Origin of the sequence: Streptomyces sp. NPDC053755, from assembly GCF_040677675.1 — a bacterium.
Classification (GTDB): Bacteria; Actinomycetota; Actinomycetes; order Streptomycetales; family Streptomycetaceae; genus Streptomyces.
This window is the reverse complement of record NZ_JBFASK010000023.1, coordinates 29,024-45,041: the sequence shown is the minus strand read 5'-3', so window position 1 is coordinate 45,041 and position 16,018 is coordinate 29,024. Positions and strand designations below refer to the sequence as shown.

Sequence of the window (16,018 nt, the reverse complement as noted above, 5' to 3'; positions counted from 1 at the left end):
ACATGAGCGAGCAGCGGGCGCGCGCCCAGGCGGACGAGCGGCGGGCGGCGGAGCCGATCAGGGTGATGGTCGTCGACGACCACCCGATGTGGCGGGACGCGGTCGCGCGGGACCTCGCCGAGGCGGGTCTGGACGTGGTCGCCACGGCCGGCGACGGCGAACAGGCCGTGCGCCGCGCCACGGCGGTGAGCCCGGACGTCCTCGTCCTCGACCTCAACCTGCCGGCCAAGCCCGGCGTCCAGGTCTGCAGGGAACTGGTCGGCGCCGACCCCGCGCTGAGGGTCCTGGTCCTCTCGGCGAGCGGCGAGCACGCCGACGTGCTGGAGGCGGTCAAGTCCGGCGCCACCGGCTACCTCCTCAAGTCCGCCAGCACAGCCGAGCTGATCGACGCGGTGCGCCGTACCGCCGTCGGCGACCCCGTCTTCACGCCGGGCCTGGCGGGCCTGGTCCTCGGCGAGTACCGCCGCCTCGCCACCGAACCGGCCACCACCTCCGGCACCGACGAGCCGAAGGCCCCGCAGCTGACCGAGCGCGAGACCGAGGTCCTGCGCCTGGTCGCCAAGGGGCTGAGCTACAAGCAGATCGCCGAGCGCCTGGTCATCTCGCACCGCACCGTGCAGAACCACGTGCAGAACACTCTCGGCAAGCTCCAGCTGCACAACCGGGTGGAACTCGTCCGCTACGCCATCGAGCGTGGCCTCGACGACGCCTGAGGATTCCTCCGCGATTCAGTCGCCGTGCCGTGTCGGAGTGACCCACGTCACTACTAGCGTAGGTCGTACGTTCCGTCCGCCACGGCGAAGGAGACCTCCATGCGTGTCGGCGTACTGACCGGGGGCGGCGACTGCCCCGGTCTCAACGCGGTGATCCGTGCCATCGTCCGCAAAGGCGTCCAGGAGTACGGCTACGCCTTCACCGGATTCCGCGACGGCTGGCGCGGGCCGCTCGAGGGCGACACCGTCCGCCTCGACATCCCCGCCGTCCGGGGCATCCTGCCGCGCGGCGGGACCATCCTCGGCTCGTCGCGCACCAACCCCCTCGACGCGGAGCACGGCATCCGCCGGATCAAGGAGAACCTCGCCAAGTGCGAGGTCGACGCGCTGATCGCGATCGGCGGCGAGGACACCCTGGGTGTCGCCGCCCGGCTGGTCGACGAGTACGGCGTCCCGTGCGTCGGGGTCCCCAAGACCATCGACAACGACCTCTCCGCCACCGACTACACCTTCGGCTTCGACACCGCCGTCGGCATCGCCACCGAGGCCATCGACCGCCTCCACACCACCGCCGAATCCCATATGCGGGTGCTGGTGGTCGAGGTGATGGGGCGCCACGCGGGGTGGATCGCCCTGCACTCCGGCCTCGCCGGCGGCGCCAACGTCATCCTCATTCCCGAGCAGCGCTTCGACCTCGACCAGGTCTGCGCCTGGGTCACCTCACGCTTCAAGGCCACCTACGCCCCGATAGTGGTCGTCGCCGAGGGCGCGATGCCCCGGGGCGGGGAGGCGGTCCTGAAGGACGGGACGCTCGACTCCTACGGGCACGTCCGGCTCTCGGGGGTGGGGGAGTGGCTGGGCAAGGAGATCGAGCGGCGGACCGGCAAGGAGGCCCGCACCACGGTCCTCGGCCATGTGCAGCGCGGCGGCACCCCGAGCGCCTTCGACCGCTGGCTCGCCACCCGCTTCGGCCTGCACGCCATCGACGCGGTGCGCGACGGCGACTTCGGGAAGATGGTCGCCCTGCGCGGCACCGACATCGTGCGCGTCCCGATCGCCGAGGCGACGGCCCGCCTCAAGACCGTCGACCCGGCGCTCTACGCGGAGGTGGGCGTCTTCTTCGGCTGAGGCACGCGTGACGCCTCCGGGGGCCGTATATTCGCCGGGACCAGACAAATCCGGCAAACCCCCGGAGGGGCTCCGTGGAGATCCTGGCGTTCGGAGTGCAGGCGGACGAGAAGCCGCTGATCGAGAAGGCGTTCCACGGACACCACCGCGTCCGGTGCCTCGACGTCTTCCTCACCGAGGACACCGCCCCCATCGCGGTCGGCCACACCGTCGTGTCCTCCAGCGTCAACGCCGACCTCGGCGCCCGCGTGCTGCGGATCCTCGCCGACGGCGGGACGAGGATGATCGCCCAGCGCTCCACCGGCTTCAACAACATCGACCTCGACGTGGCCGAACGACTGGGCCTCACCGTCGCCCGGGTGTCGTACTACTCCCCGTACTCCGTCGCCGAGTTCGCCTGGACGCTGGCGATGGCGGTCAACCGGCGGATCGTCCGCGCCTCGAACCGGACCCGCGACTTCGACTTCCGGCTCGACGGACTCATGGGACGCGACCTGCGCGGCCGCACGGTGGGCGTCCTCGGCACCGGCAAGATCGGCGAGGCGTTCACCCGGATCGCCCACGGCTTCGGCATGCGGCTGCTCGGCTGGGACATCGCCCCGAACCCGGCCTGCGTCGAGCTCGGCATGGCGTACGTCGAGAAGGAACGGCTCCTCGCCGAGTCCGACCTGATCAGCCTGCACGTACCGCTGCTCCCGTCCACCCGGCGCCTCATCGACGCCGCCGCGCTCAAGGCCATGAAGGACGACGCCATCCTGGTGAACTCCAGCCGCGGCGGCCTGATCGACACCGGCGCCCTCGTCGGCGAACTGCGCGCCGGCCGGTTCACCGGAGTGGGCCTCGACGTGTACGAGGCGGAGGCGGGCCTCTTCTTCCTCGACAAGTCCCTGGAGGTCGTCGAGGACGACACCCTGGCCCGCCTGGTGACCTTCCCCAACGTCGTGGTCACCTCCCACCAGGCGTACTACACGGTCGACGCGGTCGGCCAGATCGTCGACACGACCGTCCGCAACGTCCTCGACTACGCCGCGGGGCGGCGCAGCGAGAACGTCCTGGTCCCGGCGGCGTCCTGAGCCGCCCCGCCCCGGCCCGGGCAGCGGTCAGACCAGCACCGCGGCGAGCAGGGACGCGGTGATGCCGGCGCCCTCCATCGTCAGGACCGACTCGGGATGGAACTGCACGCCCGCGAAGCCCGGACCGCGCAGGGCATGGACCTCGCCCGTCGCCGCGTCCCGGCTCACCTCGATCCGGTGCAGGGCCAGTTCGGTCGCCGCCCGGTCGTCGCAGCGGGCCGTGAAGCTGTTGTAGAACCCGACGGTCCGCTCCTGCCCGAAGAGGTCGATCCGCATCTGCGTCCCCTGGAACGGGGTCCGCTTGCGGACGATCTCCAGGCCCAGCTCGGCCGCGATCAGCTCGTGGCCCAGGCAGACGCCCAGCAGACCGTGACGGTGGGCCCTGACCAGCTCGGCCGTCAGCCCCCGCAGGAACCGCATCTTCGGATCGGCCGCGTCCCCCGGATCGCCGGGCCCGGGCCCGAGGACCACGGGACCCTCGTGCGCGAGCGCCAGCTCCCGCAGCCCCGGCTCGTCGTACCGGACGACCGAGACCTCCAGGCCGGAGGAGCGCAGCAGATGGGCGAGCATCGCGGTGAAGGTGTCCTCCGCGTCGACCACGAGGGCGTGGCCGGTCAGCTCCGCCGACCGCACCTGCATCTTCAGCCAGAACGGCGCCAGCCCGGCCCGCCGGGCGTCCAGCGCCGCCCGCACCCGGGGATCGTCGGCGAGCCGCCGCGCCGGGACCGGCTCGTCCGCCGGCCGCCCCTCCCGCACCCCCAGGGCGGCGAGCACCCCGGCCGCCTTGGCGTGGGTCTCGGCCACCTCGCCCGCCGGGTCGGAGTGCCGGACCAGCGTCGCGCCCACCGGGACCCGCAGCGCCCCGTCGGCGGAGATGTCGGCGGTGCGGATCAGGATGGGGGAGTCCAGCGTCTGGGCGCCGTTCCCGTCCCGGCCGAGCAGCGCGAGCGCTCCCGCGTAGTATCCGCGGCCCCCCGTCTCGTGCCGCTCGATGACACGGCAGGCGTTCTGCACCGGCGAGCCGGTGACGGTCGCCGCGAACATCGTCTCCCGCAGCACCTCGCGCACGTCGAGGGACGAGCGGCCGCGCAGCTCGTACTCCGTATGGGCGAGATGTGCCATCTCCTTGAGCCGCGGGCCGATCACCACCCCGCCCATGTCGCCCACCGTGCACATCATCTTCAGCTCCTCGTCCACCACCATGGACAGCTCCTCGGTCTCCTTGCGGTCGGCGAGGAAGGCGAGGAGGTCCTCGGCGGTCGGCGCGGTGCCTGACGGGTAGCGGTAGGTGCCGCTGATCGGATTCATCACGACCGTTCCGCCCGCCTCGCCGTCGCCTCCCGCGCTCGTCATCCGGACGTGGACCTCCGGACTCGCGCCGACCAGCGTCCGGTCCCCGGTGTGGACGACGAACGTCCAGTAGGCGCCCCGCTCGCCGGCGAGCAGTCGCCGGAAGAGAGCCAGCGCGTCCCGCCGCCCGAAGCCGGGGATCTGCCCGGTGTAGGTGCGCCGGATGACGAAGTTGGCGCCCTCCCCGGAGCCGATCTCCTCGTCGATCACCCGCCGCACGGTCTCGGCGTACGCCGCGTCCGGCACGTCGAACCCACCGCCCTCCACCCGTACCCGGTGGGCCGGAAGCTGCTCCAGCGCCTCGGCGAGCGGCAGCTCGTACGCCTCCTCGGCGGCCAGCACGCAGAGCGGGGTGCCGTCGTCCCGGACGTCGAAGCCGCGCTCGCGGATCTGCCGGAAGGGCACGAGGGCGAGCGTCGGCAGCGAGCCGACCGGCAGGTCCGCGAGGCGCTCGGCCTCGTGCACGGCGCCGATCAGCACCTCGACGGTGTCGTGGTCACGGCCCGGTGTGCGGCGGCGCAGCAGCGCGAACGGGGGGCAGGAGTCGTCCAGGAGACGGGACAGGTCCATCGTGCGTTCCTTCCGTGGAGCGGAGAGGAACGGCCCGGAAAACGAGGAAGGCCGCCCCTCGGGCGGCCTTCGCGTGTTCGAGTACGCGCAGTCAGTGGGCCGCCGGATGAGCGGTCCACCACCAGTTACGGGTCGTCTGCGCGAACATGGCGGTGATCGTAGCCCATGGAGCGTGTCGTGTCCGTCTCATCCGTCTCACCCAGCGGTCACTGGCGTGGACGGCGGGTGTCGCCCCGTACTGTGGGGGTGTGACCGTGAACGCTGATTCCCACGCCGTCGCCAAGGCGACCTGGCGAGACCTGCCCGCGGCGCAGCAGCCCGAGTACCCCGATGCCGAGGCTCTGCGCGATGTGATCGCGGACCTCGAGTCGTATCCCCCGCTCGTCTTCGCGGGCGAGTGCGACCAGCTGCGCGCCCGGATGGGAGCCGTCGCCCGTGGCGAGGCGTTCCTGCTCCAGGGCGGCGACTGCGCCGAGGCCTTCGACGCCGTGTCCGCCGACCACATCCGTGCCAAGCTCAAGACGCTGCTCCAGATGAGCGCCGTCCTGACGTACGCGGCCTCCGTGCCCGTCGTCAAGGTCGGACGCATCGCCGGGCAGTACTCCAAGCCCCGCTCGAAGGGGACCGAGACCCGCGACGGCGTCACCCTGCCGACGTACCGCGGCGACTCGGTCAACGGCTTCGACTTCGACGAGAAGTCCCGGGTCCCGGACCCGGAGCGCCTGAAGCGGATGTACAACGCGTCCGCCTCGACGCTCAACCTGGTGCGCGCCTTCACCACCGGCGGCTACGCCGACCTGCGCCAGGTGCACGCCTGGAACCAGGACTTCGTGAAGTCGTCCCCCTCGGGCCAGCGCTACGAGCAGCTGGCGCGCGAGATCGACAACGCGCTGAACTTCATGAAGGCCTGCGGCACCGACCCGGCGGAGTTCCGCGCGGTCGAGTTCTTCGCCTCCCACGAGGCGCTGCTGCTCGACTACGAAGGTGCCCTGACCCGCACCGACTCGCGCACGGGCCGGCTGTACGACACCTCCGGCCACATGGTCTGGATCGGTGAGCGCACCCGCCAGCTCGACCACGCGCACATCGAGTTCGCGTCGCGGATCGCCAACCCGATCGGGATCAAGCTCGGCCCGACGACCTCGGTCGACGAGGCGCTGACCTACATCGACCGCCTGGACCCGGAGCGCGAGCCCGGCCGGCTGACCTTCATCGTCCGCATGGGCGCCGACAAGGTCCGGGACAAGCTCCCGGAGCTGGTCGAGAAGGTCACGGCCTCGGGCGCGACCGTGGCCTGGGTGACGGACCCGATGCACGGCAACACCTTCGAGGCGGCCTCCGGCCACAAGACCCGCCGCTTCGACGACGTGCTCGACGAGGTCAAGGGCTTCTTCGAGGTCCACAAGGGCCTCGGCACGCACCCGGGCGGCATCCACGTCGAGCTCACCGGTGACGACGTCACCGAGTGCGTGGGCGGCGGCGACGAGATCTTCGTCGACGACCTGCACCAGCGCTACGAGACGGCCTGCGACCCGCGGCTCAACCGCAGCCAGTCGCTCGACCTGGCGTTCCTGGTGGCGGAGCTCTACCGCGACTAGGACGTGTTGCGATCAGTAGGTGCGTTCCTACGACGAAGGGGCGCGGATCCATGTGATCCGCGCCCCACCGTCGTCTCCGGGGCTTTTACGCGCCGGACCCGCCGGGTAAGGTTAGGTTAGCCTTATCGATCTCGGCGGGAGGTGAACCGCGTGTACGTCTGCTCATGCTTCGGTGTCACGGAGAAGCAGGTCAAGGCCCATGCCGACGCGGGCGCCTGCACCCCCCGCCAGATCGCCTCAGCCTGCAAGGCCGGGACCGACTGCGGCTCCTGCGTGCGGCGCATCCAGGCCATCCTCGGGCGCGGCAACTGCCCCCGACGGGAGCTCCTGGACCAGGGCATGCCCGCCCTGGCGACCGACCTGCCGGTCCCTGACGGGCTCTCCGAGGCCGCGTAGCGCGGACCGCCCGCGGGGGGCCGCGCGCTAGCTCGGCTGCTCGATCAGCGTGGAGATGTAGAGCGCCTCGCCGAGGTTCTCGATCAGGTCCAGCTGGGTGTCGAGGTAGTCGATGTGGTGCTCCTCGTCGGCGAGGATCTCCTCGAAGAGGTTCGCCGAGGTGACGTCACCCTTGGCACGCATGACCTCGATACCCCGCTTGAGGCGGTCGATCGCCTCGACCTCCACCTGGCGGTCCGCCTGGAACATCTCGGTGACCGTCTGGCCGACCCGGACGTGGAAGAGCCGCTGGTAGTTGGGCAGCCCGTCCAGCATCAGGATGCGTTCGGTGAGCTTGTCCGCGTGCTTCATCTCATCGATGGACTCTTCGCGGGTGTACTTGGCGAGCTTGGTCCAGCCCTTGTTGTCCTGGATGCGGTAGTGCAGCCAGTACTGGTTGATGGCCGTCAGCTCGCCGGTCAGCTGCTCGTTGAGGAACTCGAGGACCTCGGGGTCGCCCTGCATCGCAGAGGCTCCTTCCACGCATGTCTACGTAATGACTGGGCAGGATGGCCGCATCCTCGCACCACGGATGGGGGGCGTCCAGTAAGTGCAGGCTTAGTGGGAGTTGCCCCGAAAGGCTCCTACCCCGGCGCTCACTGGTCATGACCACCCCTCGCCGTCTGTCACCATGGATGACATGGGTCAGCCGGAGAGCGGAGTACACCGGGAAGCAGGGCAGTCGGATCTTCCGCCGGGGCAGCGGCTGCAGCGCGGCTGGCCGGTCACCCACTACGGCCCCGTGCCCAGGTTCAAGCCGGACCGCTGGGAGTTCCGGGTCTTCGGAGCGACCGCCGACGGCGACAAGCGGTGCTGGAACCACGAGGAGTTCTCGGCGCTGCCGTTCTCCACGGTGGTCGCCGACCTGCACTGCGTGACGAAGTTCAGCATGCTCGGAGCCGAATGGGGCGGGGTCCCCGCCCGGCACGTCCTGGAGCTCGCCCCGCCGGCCGCGAACGTCACGCACGTGATGGTCTGGGCCGAGTACGGCTTCAGCGCCAACATGCGGCTCTCCGACTTCGCCGCCGAGGGGTCGATCTTCGCCACCCACAAGGACGGGGAGCTGCTCACCGCCGAGCACGGCTTCCCGCTGCGGCTCGTCGTCCCCCACCTGTACGCGTGGAAGGGGCCCAAGTGGGTCCGGGGCGTGGAGTACATGACCGCCGACCGCCGCGGCTTCTGGGAGGAGCGCGGCTACCACAACATCGGCGACCCGTGGACCGAGCAGCGCTACTCCTATCAGGAGGAGCCGGGCGACGGCCCGGAGCTGTAGGCGTCCCGGGCCGTCGCGCGGCGCGCGCTCCCGGCCGGTCTCAGTGGTGGTAGCGGTGCACCACCGCGTGGCCCTTGCCCCGGCCGATCATCCACTTGTTGACCGGTGTGGTGATCAGGAAGGCGACCAGGAAGGCGAAGGCGAGGGCGCCCCAGAAGAGCGCGTCCGACAGGTGCGCGTCCATGGCGCCCGGCACCAGCAGCAGGACGCCGTTGTCGACGATCTCCATCACGGTGATGGAGAGGGTGTCGGCGGCGAGCGCGACGCCGACGGCCGCCTTCGGCGAGAGCCCGGCCCGCAGGACGGCCCAGAGGGTCAGGGAGTAGCCGAAGAGGAAGGCCAGGGCGATCGCGAGCGCCATCGTCGGGGCGTTGCCCCAGCCGAGCGCCGTGCCGATGATCATGCCGAGGACCTCGCCGAAGGCGCATCCGGTGAGGCAGTGCAGCGTCGCCTTCGCGGCCGTGGACCAGGAGGTCTCGCCGCCGCCGTGGTGCCGGTGCCCATGCCGGTGCTCGTCGTCGTGAGGGGGGTGGGCGTCCTGCGGCTCGTGCCGGCCGTGGTTCAGGTGGCCGGAGTGGTGGTCGTGCGCTTCGTGCTCCATGGCGGGCCCCCAGCGTCGGGTAGCGGTTCCTGCCTCTCTGGGAACCGTATACCCCCTAGGGGTATTCCTCAACGAAGAGTCACTCGCGGAGCTTCTTCAGCAGCTCCACGTCCGCCACATGGCACTCCTTGCCGCCGGGCGTCTCGATGACCAGGGGAACGCCCTCGGTCTCCGGATGGCGCATCAGCGCGCGGAACGGCTCCTGCCCGATGTGGCCCGCCCCGATGTTCGCGTGCCGGTCCTTGTGCGCGCCGACGACATCCTTCGAGTCGTTGGCGTGGATCAGCTTCAGCCGGCCCTCGCCGACCGTCTCCACCAGCAGGTCCAGGGTCTGCGTCGCGCCGTGCGGACCGGTCAGATCGTGACCCGCCGCGAAGATGTGGCAGGTGTCCAGGCAGATCCCGAGCCGGGGATGGTGGTCCAGCGCGTCGAAGTACGGCCCGAAGTCCCACGTGCGGGAGCAGAGCGAGGAGCCCTGACCGGCCGTGGACTCCAGAAGCAGGAAGGGGTCGTCCTCGTGCGTCAGCTCGTCGAGCAGCGGCAGCATCCGCTCCCGGACCTGCGCCAGCGCCTCCTCGCGCGGCCGGCCACCGGTCGCGGAGCCGGTGTGCACGACCACGCCCTTCGCACCGATCTCACGGCCCCGGCGCAGGGAGTGCCGCAGCGACTCCACCGACCGCTCGACCGTGGCCTCGGTGTGGGAGCCGAAGTTGATCAGGTACGGAGCGTGGACCCACGCCGACATCGAGGCGGCCTCGCAGCCGGCGCGGAACCGCTCGTCCTGGACCGGGCTGCCCACCGGCGTGGCCCAGCCGCGCGGGTTCGCGACGAACACCTGGACGGTCTCGGCGCCCAGCTCGCGGGCGTAGGCGAGGCCGGTCGTGGCGAGGCCGCCGGCCACGGGGACATGGCCGCCGACGGGGTTGCGCATGAGTCCTACAGTCCCTTGGTCTTGAGGGTGATGGTGGAGCCCTCGGGGGCGGTGGCGCCGCCCTCGACGGACTGGCCGGAGACGGTGTCCCCGAGGAAGGGGAAGGTCTTCTCGACCTCCACCTCGAAGCCCGCCCCCTCCAGCCGCTCGCGCGCCGCGTCGACCTGCTCGCCGGTGACGTCGGGCACCTCGATCATCCGCGGCCCCTTGGAGACCGTGAGGGTGATCGTGTCGCCCCGGGCGGCGCGGCTGCCCTCGGCGAGGGACTGGGCGGCGACCGAACCGGCCGGCTCCGGGGAGTCGATCCGCTCGGTGGCGACCTTCACGGTGAGACCGGCGTTCCGCAGCGTCTCGGTGGCGTCGGCCACCGACTCGCCGGCCACCGAGGGGACCTCGATCGGAACGCCCTTGCTGACGACGAGGGCGACGGCCGAGTCGGGGGCGCGTTCGGTGCCGGGCTCGGGGTCGGAGCTGATCACGGCGCCCTGCGGGACGTCCTCGCTGAACGCCTCGCCGACCACGCCGGGAGCCAGCCCTTCCTCGGTCAGGATCCGCCTGGCCTCCGCGAGCGGCTTGCGCTTGAGGTGGGGGACCTTCACGGTCTCCGGGCCGCGGGAGAGGGTGAGCGTCACCGTGCCGTTGCCGCGGACGCGCTCGCCGGGGGCGGGATCGGTGGCCATGACGGTCCCGCGTTCGTAGACCTCGCTGAACGCCCGCCGGGTCTTGCCGACGTCCAGGCCCGCGTCCTTGAGCCGCTGCGCGGCCTGGGCCTCGCTCTGGCCGAGAAGGGCGGGGACGCGGGTGAACTGGCCGGAGTTGATGTACCAGACGCCGCCGCCGAGCCCCAGGACCACCAGGACGACGGTGAGGACGAGCCAGGGGCCGCGGGGGAGCGACACCCGGCGGGCGCCGGCGCCCGCACCCGCGGCGGCCCGGTGCTCCGGCCCGGGCTCCGGCTCCATCGCGAGCCGGCTCGTGTGCTGCGTCACGGCGGCGCGCGGAATCACACTGGTCCGGTCCTCGGAGCCGTCGTGGCCCGCCCCGAGCGCCTCGGTACGGGCCCGCGGCGGCACCGCGTCGAGCTGCTCGTCGTCGAGGGCCGCCCGGGCCTCCCGCGTGAGGGCGAGGAGCGCGACGGCGTCGTACGGGCGGGCCTCGGGGTCGCGGGCGGTGGCGCACGCCACCAGCCCGTCCAGTGCGGCGGCGAGGCCGGGCACGGCGGCCGAGGGGGCCGGGACGTCGGCGTTCAGGTGCTGGTAGAGGACCTGCGCGGGCGTGTCGCCGCCGTGCGGCTTGCCGCCGGTCAGCATCTCGTAGAGCACGACACCGCAGGCGTACACGTCGGCGCGGGTGTCGGCCGTACCGTGCTCGATCTGCTCGGGGGCGAGGTACGAGACGGTGCCGAGGACGGAGCCGGTGGTGTTCGTGGCCGAGCCCACGGCCCGTACGAGACCGAAGTCGGCGACCTTCACCCGGCCGTCGTCCCCGATCAGGACGTTCTCCGGCTTCATGTCGCGGTGCACGAAACCGGCCCGGTGCGCGGCGCCGAGCGCCGCGAGCACGGGCTCCAGGATGTCGAGCGCGGCCCGGGGCTGCAGGGCTCCGCGCTCGCGCAGCACGTCCCGCAGCGTGCAGCCCGCGACGTACTCCATCGCGAGGTAGACGTACGCGCCGTCCGCGCCCTGGTCGAAGACCCCGACCACGTTGGGGTGGGAGAGCCGCGCCACGGACTTCGCCTCGCGGATGAACCGCTCGACGAAGGTGACGTCCGTCGCCAGCGCCGGATGCATCACCTTGAGCGCGAGCACCCGGTCGAGGCGGGTGTCGACGGCCCGGTAGACCGTGGCCATCCCGCCGACGGCGACGCGCGCCTCGACGCGGTAGCGGCCGTCGAGCAGCCGCCCGACGAGAGGGTCCTGAAGGGTCGTGTCCACGGCCCCGAGTTTACGAGCCCCGGCGGACGCCCCGTCCCCGCCACCGTGGACTGCAGCGCACCTGTGACGGGACGGGGGTGAGGCGGATCACCTCGTCAGAACGCCGGACGCTCCGGGTCGAGGACGGCGCGGCCCTCCACGGGGGACGAGGCCTCGGCGAAGTGGCGGCGGGGGATGCGGCCCGCCCGCCGGGCCAGCCGGCCCGCCTCGACGGCGTGCCGCATCGCCGACGCCATGAGCACCGGCTCGTGCGCCCGGGTCACCGCCGACGCCAGCATCACCGCCGCGCACCCCAGCTCCATCGCGAGCGCCGCGTCCGAGGCCGTCCCCGCGCCCGCGTCCAGGATCACCGGCACCCCGGCCCGCTCCACGATCAGCTGGAAGTTGTGCGGATTGCGGATCCCGAGCCCGGAGCCGATCGGCGAACCCAGCGGCATGATCGCCGCGCACCCCACGTCCTCCAGCTTGCGCGCGAGCACCGGGTCGTCGTTGGTGTAGGGCAGGACCGTGAAGCCGTCGTCCACCAGCGTCTCGGCCGCGTCCAGCAGCTCCACCCCGTCCGGCAGGAGGGTCCGCTCGTCGGCGACGACCTCCAGCTTGATCCAGTCGGTTCCGAGGGCCTCCCGCGCCAGGCGAGCCGTGAGCACGGCCTCGCCCGCCGTGAAGCAGCCCGCCGTGTTCGGCAGGACCCGGATCCCGAGCCGGTCCAGGACGGAGAGGACCGAGCCCTGCACCGTCGGGTCGAGACGGCGCATCGCGACCGTCGTCAGCTCCGTGCCGGCGGCGATCAGCGAGCGCTCCAGGACGTCCAGGCTGGGAGCCCCGCCCGTGCCCATGATCAGGCGCGAGGAGAACTCCGTCCCCGCGAGGACGAAGGTGTCGTCGGACATCGCGCTCAGCCCCCCTGCACGGCGGTGAGGACCTCGACCCGGTCACCGTCGCCGAGGACGGTCGCGGGCCACTGGCCGCGCGGCACGACGGTCTCGTTGACGGCCGCGGCCACCCCCGACGGCGCCGAGGTCAGGGTGGCCACGAGGACGTCGAGCGAGACGGGGCCCGCGAGCTCGCGCGGCTCCCCGTTCACGGACACGTTCAGCACGTTCATGCGGGCTGCTCCAGACGTACGGGAGAGAAGCGGCGGGGGGTGAAGGGGCGGGCCTCGTCCGGGAGCGTGCCGGTGGTCAGCACCTCCGCCATGGCGTCGCCGGTGACGGGGGTGAGCAGCACCCCGTTGCGGTAGTGGCCGGTGGCCAGATGGAGCCCGGGCAGCGCGCTCGGGCCCAGCAGCGGCGCGTTGTCCGGAGACCCGGGCCGCAGACCCGCCCGGGTCTCGGTGAGCGGCAGCTCGGTGATGCCCGGCACCAGCTCGTGCGCGTCGCGCAGCAGCTCGTACACCCCGCCCGCCGTGACGGTGGTGTCCCAGCCCAGCTCCTCACTGGTCGCCCCGACGACCAGCTCGCCGTTCTCGCGCGGCACCAGATAGACGTGGCTTCCACGCACCACGGCCCGCACCGTCCGGGACAGGAACGGCGCGTACGCGGGCGGCACGCGCAGCCGCAGCACCTGCCCCTTGACCGGGCGTACGGGCGGCAGCACCTCCTCCGGTACGCCGCCGAGCCGGCCGCTCAGGCTCCCCGCGGCCAGGACCACCTGCTCGGCGTCGAGAGGCGTCCCGTCCGCGAGTACCGCGCCCGCGGCCCGGTCGCTCACCACCGTCAGCCGCTCGGCGACGCTCCGGTGGAGGACCACACCGGCCCGCTCGCACGCGGCGACCAGCGCGTCGGCGAGCCTGCGGGGATCGACCTGATGGTCGCCGTCGACCCGCAGCCCTCCCCGGACTCCCGGCGCCAGCATGGGCTCCAGGCGACGGCACTCCCGCCCGCTGAGCCACTCCGACTCCAGGCCGCAGCGGGTCTGCAGGGCGTGCAGCTCCCGCAGGTGCGCCCGGTCGTCGGCGTCCAGCGCGACGGCGAGGGTCCCGCAGGAGCGGTAGCCGACGTCGTGGCCGGTGACGTCCCGCAGCTCGGCGACGAAGTCGGGATAGCGGCGCGCGGAGGCGAGGTTGAGGCCGAGCAGGGTCTCCTCGCCGTAGTGCAGTTCGGTGACGGCGGCGAGCATGCCGGCCGCGACCCGCGCCGCCCCGCCCCCGGGCTCCGGATCCACCAGCGCCGTCCGCAGCCCGCGCTGCGCCGCGCGCCAGGCCGTGACGAGGCCGATGATCCCGCCCCCGATGACGAGGACGTCCGAGGACGTACGGACGTGTGACGTACGTGATGGCATGGGCGTCCAGCCCCTCCCTTCGCCGGCATGACCCGGATCAGGTTCGTACGGTCGGAGGCCGGCCAGCCTCCCTCTCAGCCCGGTGCGTCCGGGCTCCCGCGAGTGCTCTACGTTGGCGGTCAGACTATCCCCAGCCGTCGGGGCCCGGTAAGGGAGCCTCCCGCCCGCGGGCGCCGCCCTCGGGAACGCGCGTGTCGGGTCGGGCCATCCGGGGCAGGCGGGCCGGGTGGGGGACCGGCCCGGCGCGAGGGAGCGGCCACCTTCCTGACGGCGCGTCAGCTGCGTAAGGTGATCGGGTGAGCGAGCAGAAGCAGGCACAGCAGCATGTCGTGATCGTGGGCGCCGGCATGGCGGGGGTGCAGACCGCCGTCGCCCTGCGCGAGCAGGGCTTCGCGGGTCCGGTCACCCTCATCGGCGCCGAGCCGCACCAGCCCTACGACCGGCCCCCGCTCTCCAAGGCTGTCCTTCTGGGCAAGGCCGAGGACTCGGCCTTCGACGTCGACTTCGAGGCGCTCTCCATCGAGCTGCGCCTCGGCCTCGAGGTCACCGGCCTGCGCGCCGGCGACCACGCGGTCGACACCGAGGCCGGGCCCGTGCCCTACGACGTGCTGGTCATCGCCACCGGCGCCCACCCCGTCACCCTGCCGGGCACCGAGGGCGTGCCCGGCGTCCACCTCCTGCGCACCCTCGACGACGCCGCGCGGCTCAAGCCCGTACTGGAGCGGCGCCACGACATCGTGGTGGTCGGCGCCGGCTGGATCGGCGCCGAGTTCGCCACCGCCGCCCGCGAGGCCGGCTGCGCCGTCACCGTCGTCGAGGCCGCCGACCGGCCCCTCGCCGGCGCCCTGCCCGCCGAGGTCGCCGCCCCCATGGCCCGCTGGTACGAGGAGAGCGGCGCCACCCTGCTCACCCGCGCGCGCGTGGAACGCGTCGAGACCGGCAGCGTCGTCCTGGCCGACGGCCGGCCGCTGGCCGCCGACGCCGTCGTCGTCGGCATCGGCGCGCGGCCCGCCACGGACTGGCTCGACGGCTCCGGCGTCGCCCTCGACGCGGGCGGCTCGGTCACCGCCGACGACCGGCTGCGCACCTCCCTGCCCGACGTCTACGCCGTCGGCGACTGCGCCTCCTTCCCCTCCGCCCGGTACGGCGAGCGGCTCCTCGTCCACCACTGGGACAACGCCCTCCAGGGGCCGCGCACGGTCGCGGCCGACATCATCGGCGAGACCCCCGACGTCTACGACCCGGTGCCCTACTTCTGGTCCGAGCAGTTCGGCCGCTTCGTCCAGTACGCGGGGCACCACACCACCACCGACGCGCTGGTCCGCCGCGGCGACTCCGCCGGGGCCTCCTGGTCCGTCCTGTGGCTCCGCGAGGGCGTCCTCGTCGCCCTGCTGGCCGTCGGACGCCCCCGTGACCTGGCCCAGGGCCGCAAGCTGATCGAGGCGGCCGCCCGCATCGATCCCGAACGGGCCACCGATCCCTCCGTGCCCCTGAAGGCGGCCGCCCTCTGACGAGCGCCCGCGAGGTGCCGCCCTCTGACGAGCGCCCGCCAAGGCCCGCCCGGGTCTCTCCCGGCCCGGGCCGGCCGCTCGTCGGGGGACACTCGCCGGGGCTCGACTTCCGACTGTCAGCCCCAGATGGCAGGCTTGTTCCCGTGACCGAGATTGACGCAAGAATCGATGCTCTCGTCCCCGCCTGGCTCTACCTCCCCGACATCGCGGAAATGCTCGATGTCGAGGTGACGCGCGTGCGGCAGCTGGTCAAGGAGGGCCAGCTCATCGCCGTGCGCCGCGGGGAGAACCGGGCGCTTCAGGTGCCCGCCGCCTTCATTCAGGGCGACAAGGTGGTCAAGGGTCTCAGCGGGACCCTGACGCTGCTGAAGGACGACGGCTTCTCCGACGAAGAGATGCTGGAGTGGCTCTTCACTCCCGACCCGACCCTGCCGGGCACGCCCGCGCAGGCCCTCAGCGAGAATCGCGGCACGGAGGTGAAGCGCCGCGCCCAGGCGCTCGCCGTCTGACGCACCCAAGACAGCACAGGTTGCCGCCGTGGGGGGGGGGGGCGCCCCCCCCCCCCCCCCCCCCCCGCGCCGGGACCCCGCGGACTACCACTCCCACAACCATTGCTCAGCG

At 72.5% G+C, this 16,018-nt stretch carries 17 protein-coding genes and 1 riboswitch; of the genes, 8 read left to right on the top strand and 9 right to left on the bottom strand.

Annotated elements, in window-relative coordinates:
• Positions 1–2: 2 nt before the first annotated feature.
• The 3 genes from AB0K65_RS21890 to AB0K65_RS21880 all read left to right on the top strand — a co-directional run bounded on the left by AB0K65_RS21890 (position 3) and on the right by AB0K65_RS21880 (position 2,914).
• Positions 3–713: a response regulator transcription factor gene (locus tag AB0K65_RS21890; RefSeq protein ID WP_365718961.1), complete on the top strand. Its 711-nt coding sequence runs from the start codon at positions 3–5 to the stop codon at positions 711–713.
• Between the two features lie 99 nt (positions 714–812).
• Positions 813–1,841, top strand: coding sequence for a 6-phosphofructokinase (locus AB0K65_RS21885; RefSeq protein WP_365718959.1), 1,029 nt, complete (start codon positions 813–815; stop codon positions 1,839–1,841).
• A 74-nt stretch (positions 1,842–1,915) separates the two neighbouring features.
• Complete coding sequence (locus tag AB0K65_RS21880) at positions 1,916–2,914, top strand: 2-hydroxyacid dehydrogenase (protein WP_365718957.1); 999 nt, start codon at positions 1,916–1,918, stop codon at positions 2,912–2,914.
• A 27-nt stretch (positions 2,915–2,941) separates the two neighbouring features.
• On the opposite strand, the gene AB0K65_RS21875 is transcribed toward AB0K65_RS21880, so the two are convergent.
• The gene (locus tag AB0K65_RS21875; RefSeq protein WP_365718955.1) at positions 2,942–4,834 is read right to left on the bottom strand and encodes an anthranilate synthase family protein; all 1,893 of its coding nucleotides are present in this window, start codon (positions 4,832–4,834) and stop codon (positions 2,942–2,944) included.
• A 91-nt stretch (positions 4,835–4,925) separates the two neighbouring features.
• Positions 4,926–4,982, bottom strand: a complete 57-nt coding sequence (locus AB0K65_RS21870; RefSeq protein WP_093653364.1) for a trp operon leader peptide — start codon at positions 4,980–4,982, stop codon at positions 4,926–4,928.
• Between the two features lie 100 nt (positions 4,983–5,082).
• Between AB0K65_RS21870 and AB0K65_RS21865 the strand changes: the two genes are divergently transcribed.
• Together AB0K65_RS21865 and AB0K65_RS21860 are read left to right on the top strand one after the other, a co-directional pair.
• A complete protein-coding gene (locus AB0K65_RS21865; RefSeq protein WP_365718953.1) occupies positions 5,083–6,432 on the top strand; it encodes a class II 3-deoxy-7-phosphoheptulonate synthase in 1,350 nt (449 codons plus the stop codon).
• Between the two features lie 141 nt (positions 6,433–6,573).
• Positions 6,574–6,828: a (2Fe-2S)-binding protein gene (locus AB0K65_RS21860; RefSeq protein WP_365718951.1), complete on the top strand. Its 255-nt coding sequence runs from the start codon at positions 6,574–6,576 to the stop codon at positions 6,826–6,828.
• A gap of 27 nt (positions 6,829–6,855) precedes the next feature.
• Here the strand turns inward: AB0K65_RS21860 and bfr are convergent, their stop codons facing one another.
• A complete protein-coding gene (gene bfr / locus AB0K65_RS21855; protein WP_365718949.1) occupies positions 6,856–7,332 on the bottom strand; it encodes a bacterioferritin in 477 nt (158 codons plus the stop codon).
• 175 nt (positions 7,333–7,507) lie between these two features.
• On the opposite strand from bfr, the gene AB0K65_RS21850 reads away from it, so the two are divergent.
• A complete protein-coding gene (locus tag AB0K65_RS21850) occupies positions 7,508–8,140 on the top strand; it encodes a sulfite oxidase-like oxidoreductase (RefSeq protein WP_365718947.1) in 633 nt (210 codons plus the stop codon).
• Positions 8,141–8,180: 40 nt separating this feature from the next.
• Here the strand turns inward: AB0K65_RS21850 and AB0K65_RS21845 are convergent, their stop codons facing one another.
• The 6 genes from AB0K65_RS21845 to thiO all read right to left on the bottom strand — a co-directional run bounded on the left by AB0K65_RS21845 (position 8,181) and on the right by thiO (position 13,886).
• Positions 8,181–8,741, bottom strand: coding sequence for a DUF4396 domain-containing protein (locus tag AB0K65_RS21845; protein WP_365718945.1), 561 nt, complete (start codon positions 8,739–8,741; stop codon positions 8,181–8,183).
• Between the two features lie 79 nt (positions 8,742–8,820).
• A complete protein-coding gene (locus AB0K65_RS21840) occupies positions 8,821–9,672 on the bottom strand; it encodes a deoxyribonuclease IV (RefSeq protein WP_365718943.1) in 852 nt (283 codons plus the stop codon).
• A 5-nt stretch (positions 9,673–9,677) separates the two neighbouring features.
• Complete coding sequence (gene pknB / locus AB0K65_RS21835) at positions 9,678–11,606, bottom strand: Stk1 family PASTA domain-containing Ser/Thr kinase (protein ID WP_365718941.1); 1,929 nt, start codon at positions 11,604–11,606, stop codon at positions 9,678–9,680.
• A 95-nt stretch (positions 11,607–11,701) separates the two neighbouring features.
• The gene (locus AB0K65_RS21830; RefSeq protein WP_365718939.1) at positions 11,702–12,496 is read right to left on the bottom strand and encodes a thiazole synthase; all 795 of its coding nucleotides are present in this window, start codon (positions 12,494–12,496) and stop codon (positions 11,702–11,704) included.
• 5 nt (positions 12,497–12,501) lie between these two features.
• Positions 12,502–12,711, bottom strand: coding sequence for a sulfur carrier protein ThiS (gene thiS / locus AB0K65_RS21825; RefSeq protein ID WP_365718937.1), 210 nt, complete (start codon positions 12,709–12,711; stop codon positions 12,502–12,504).
• Complete coding sequence (gene thiO, locus AB0K65_RS21820; RefSeq protein WP_365718935.1) at positions 12,708–13,886, bottom strand: glycine oxidase ThiO; 1,179 nt, start codon at positions 13,884–13,886, stop codon at positions 12,708–12,710. Before thiO ends, thiS begins: the two co-directional genes overlap by 4 nt.
• Positions 13,884–13,996: riboswitch (TPP riboswitch) on the bottom strand. Its footprint overlaps the gene before it by 3 nt.
• Positions 13,997–14,182: 186 nt before the next feature.
• Between thiO and AB0K65_RS21815 the strand changes: the two genes are divergently transcribed.
• Positions 14,183–15,397: an FAD/NAD(P)-binding oxidoreductase gene (locus AB0K65_RS21815; protein ID WP_365718933.1), complete on the top strand. Its 1,215-nt coding sequence runs from the start codon at positions 14,183–14,185 to the stop codon at positions 15,395–15,397.
• A gap of 143 nt (positions 15,398–15,540) precedes the next feature.
• Positions 15,541–15,906 (top strand): Rv2175c family DNA-binding protein, encoded by a 366-nt coding sequence (locus AB0K65_RS21810; protein WP_365718931.1) that lies wholly within the window; start codon positions 15,541–15,543, stop codon positions 15,904–15,906.
• The last annotated feature ends 112 nt before the right edge of the window (positions 15,907–16,018 follow it).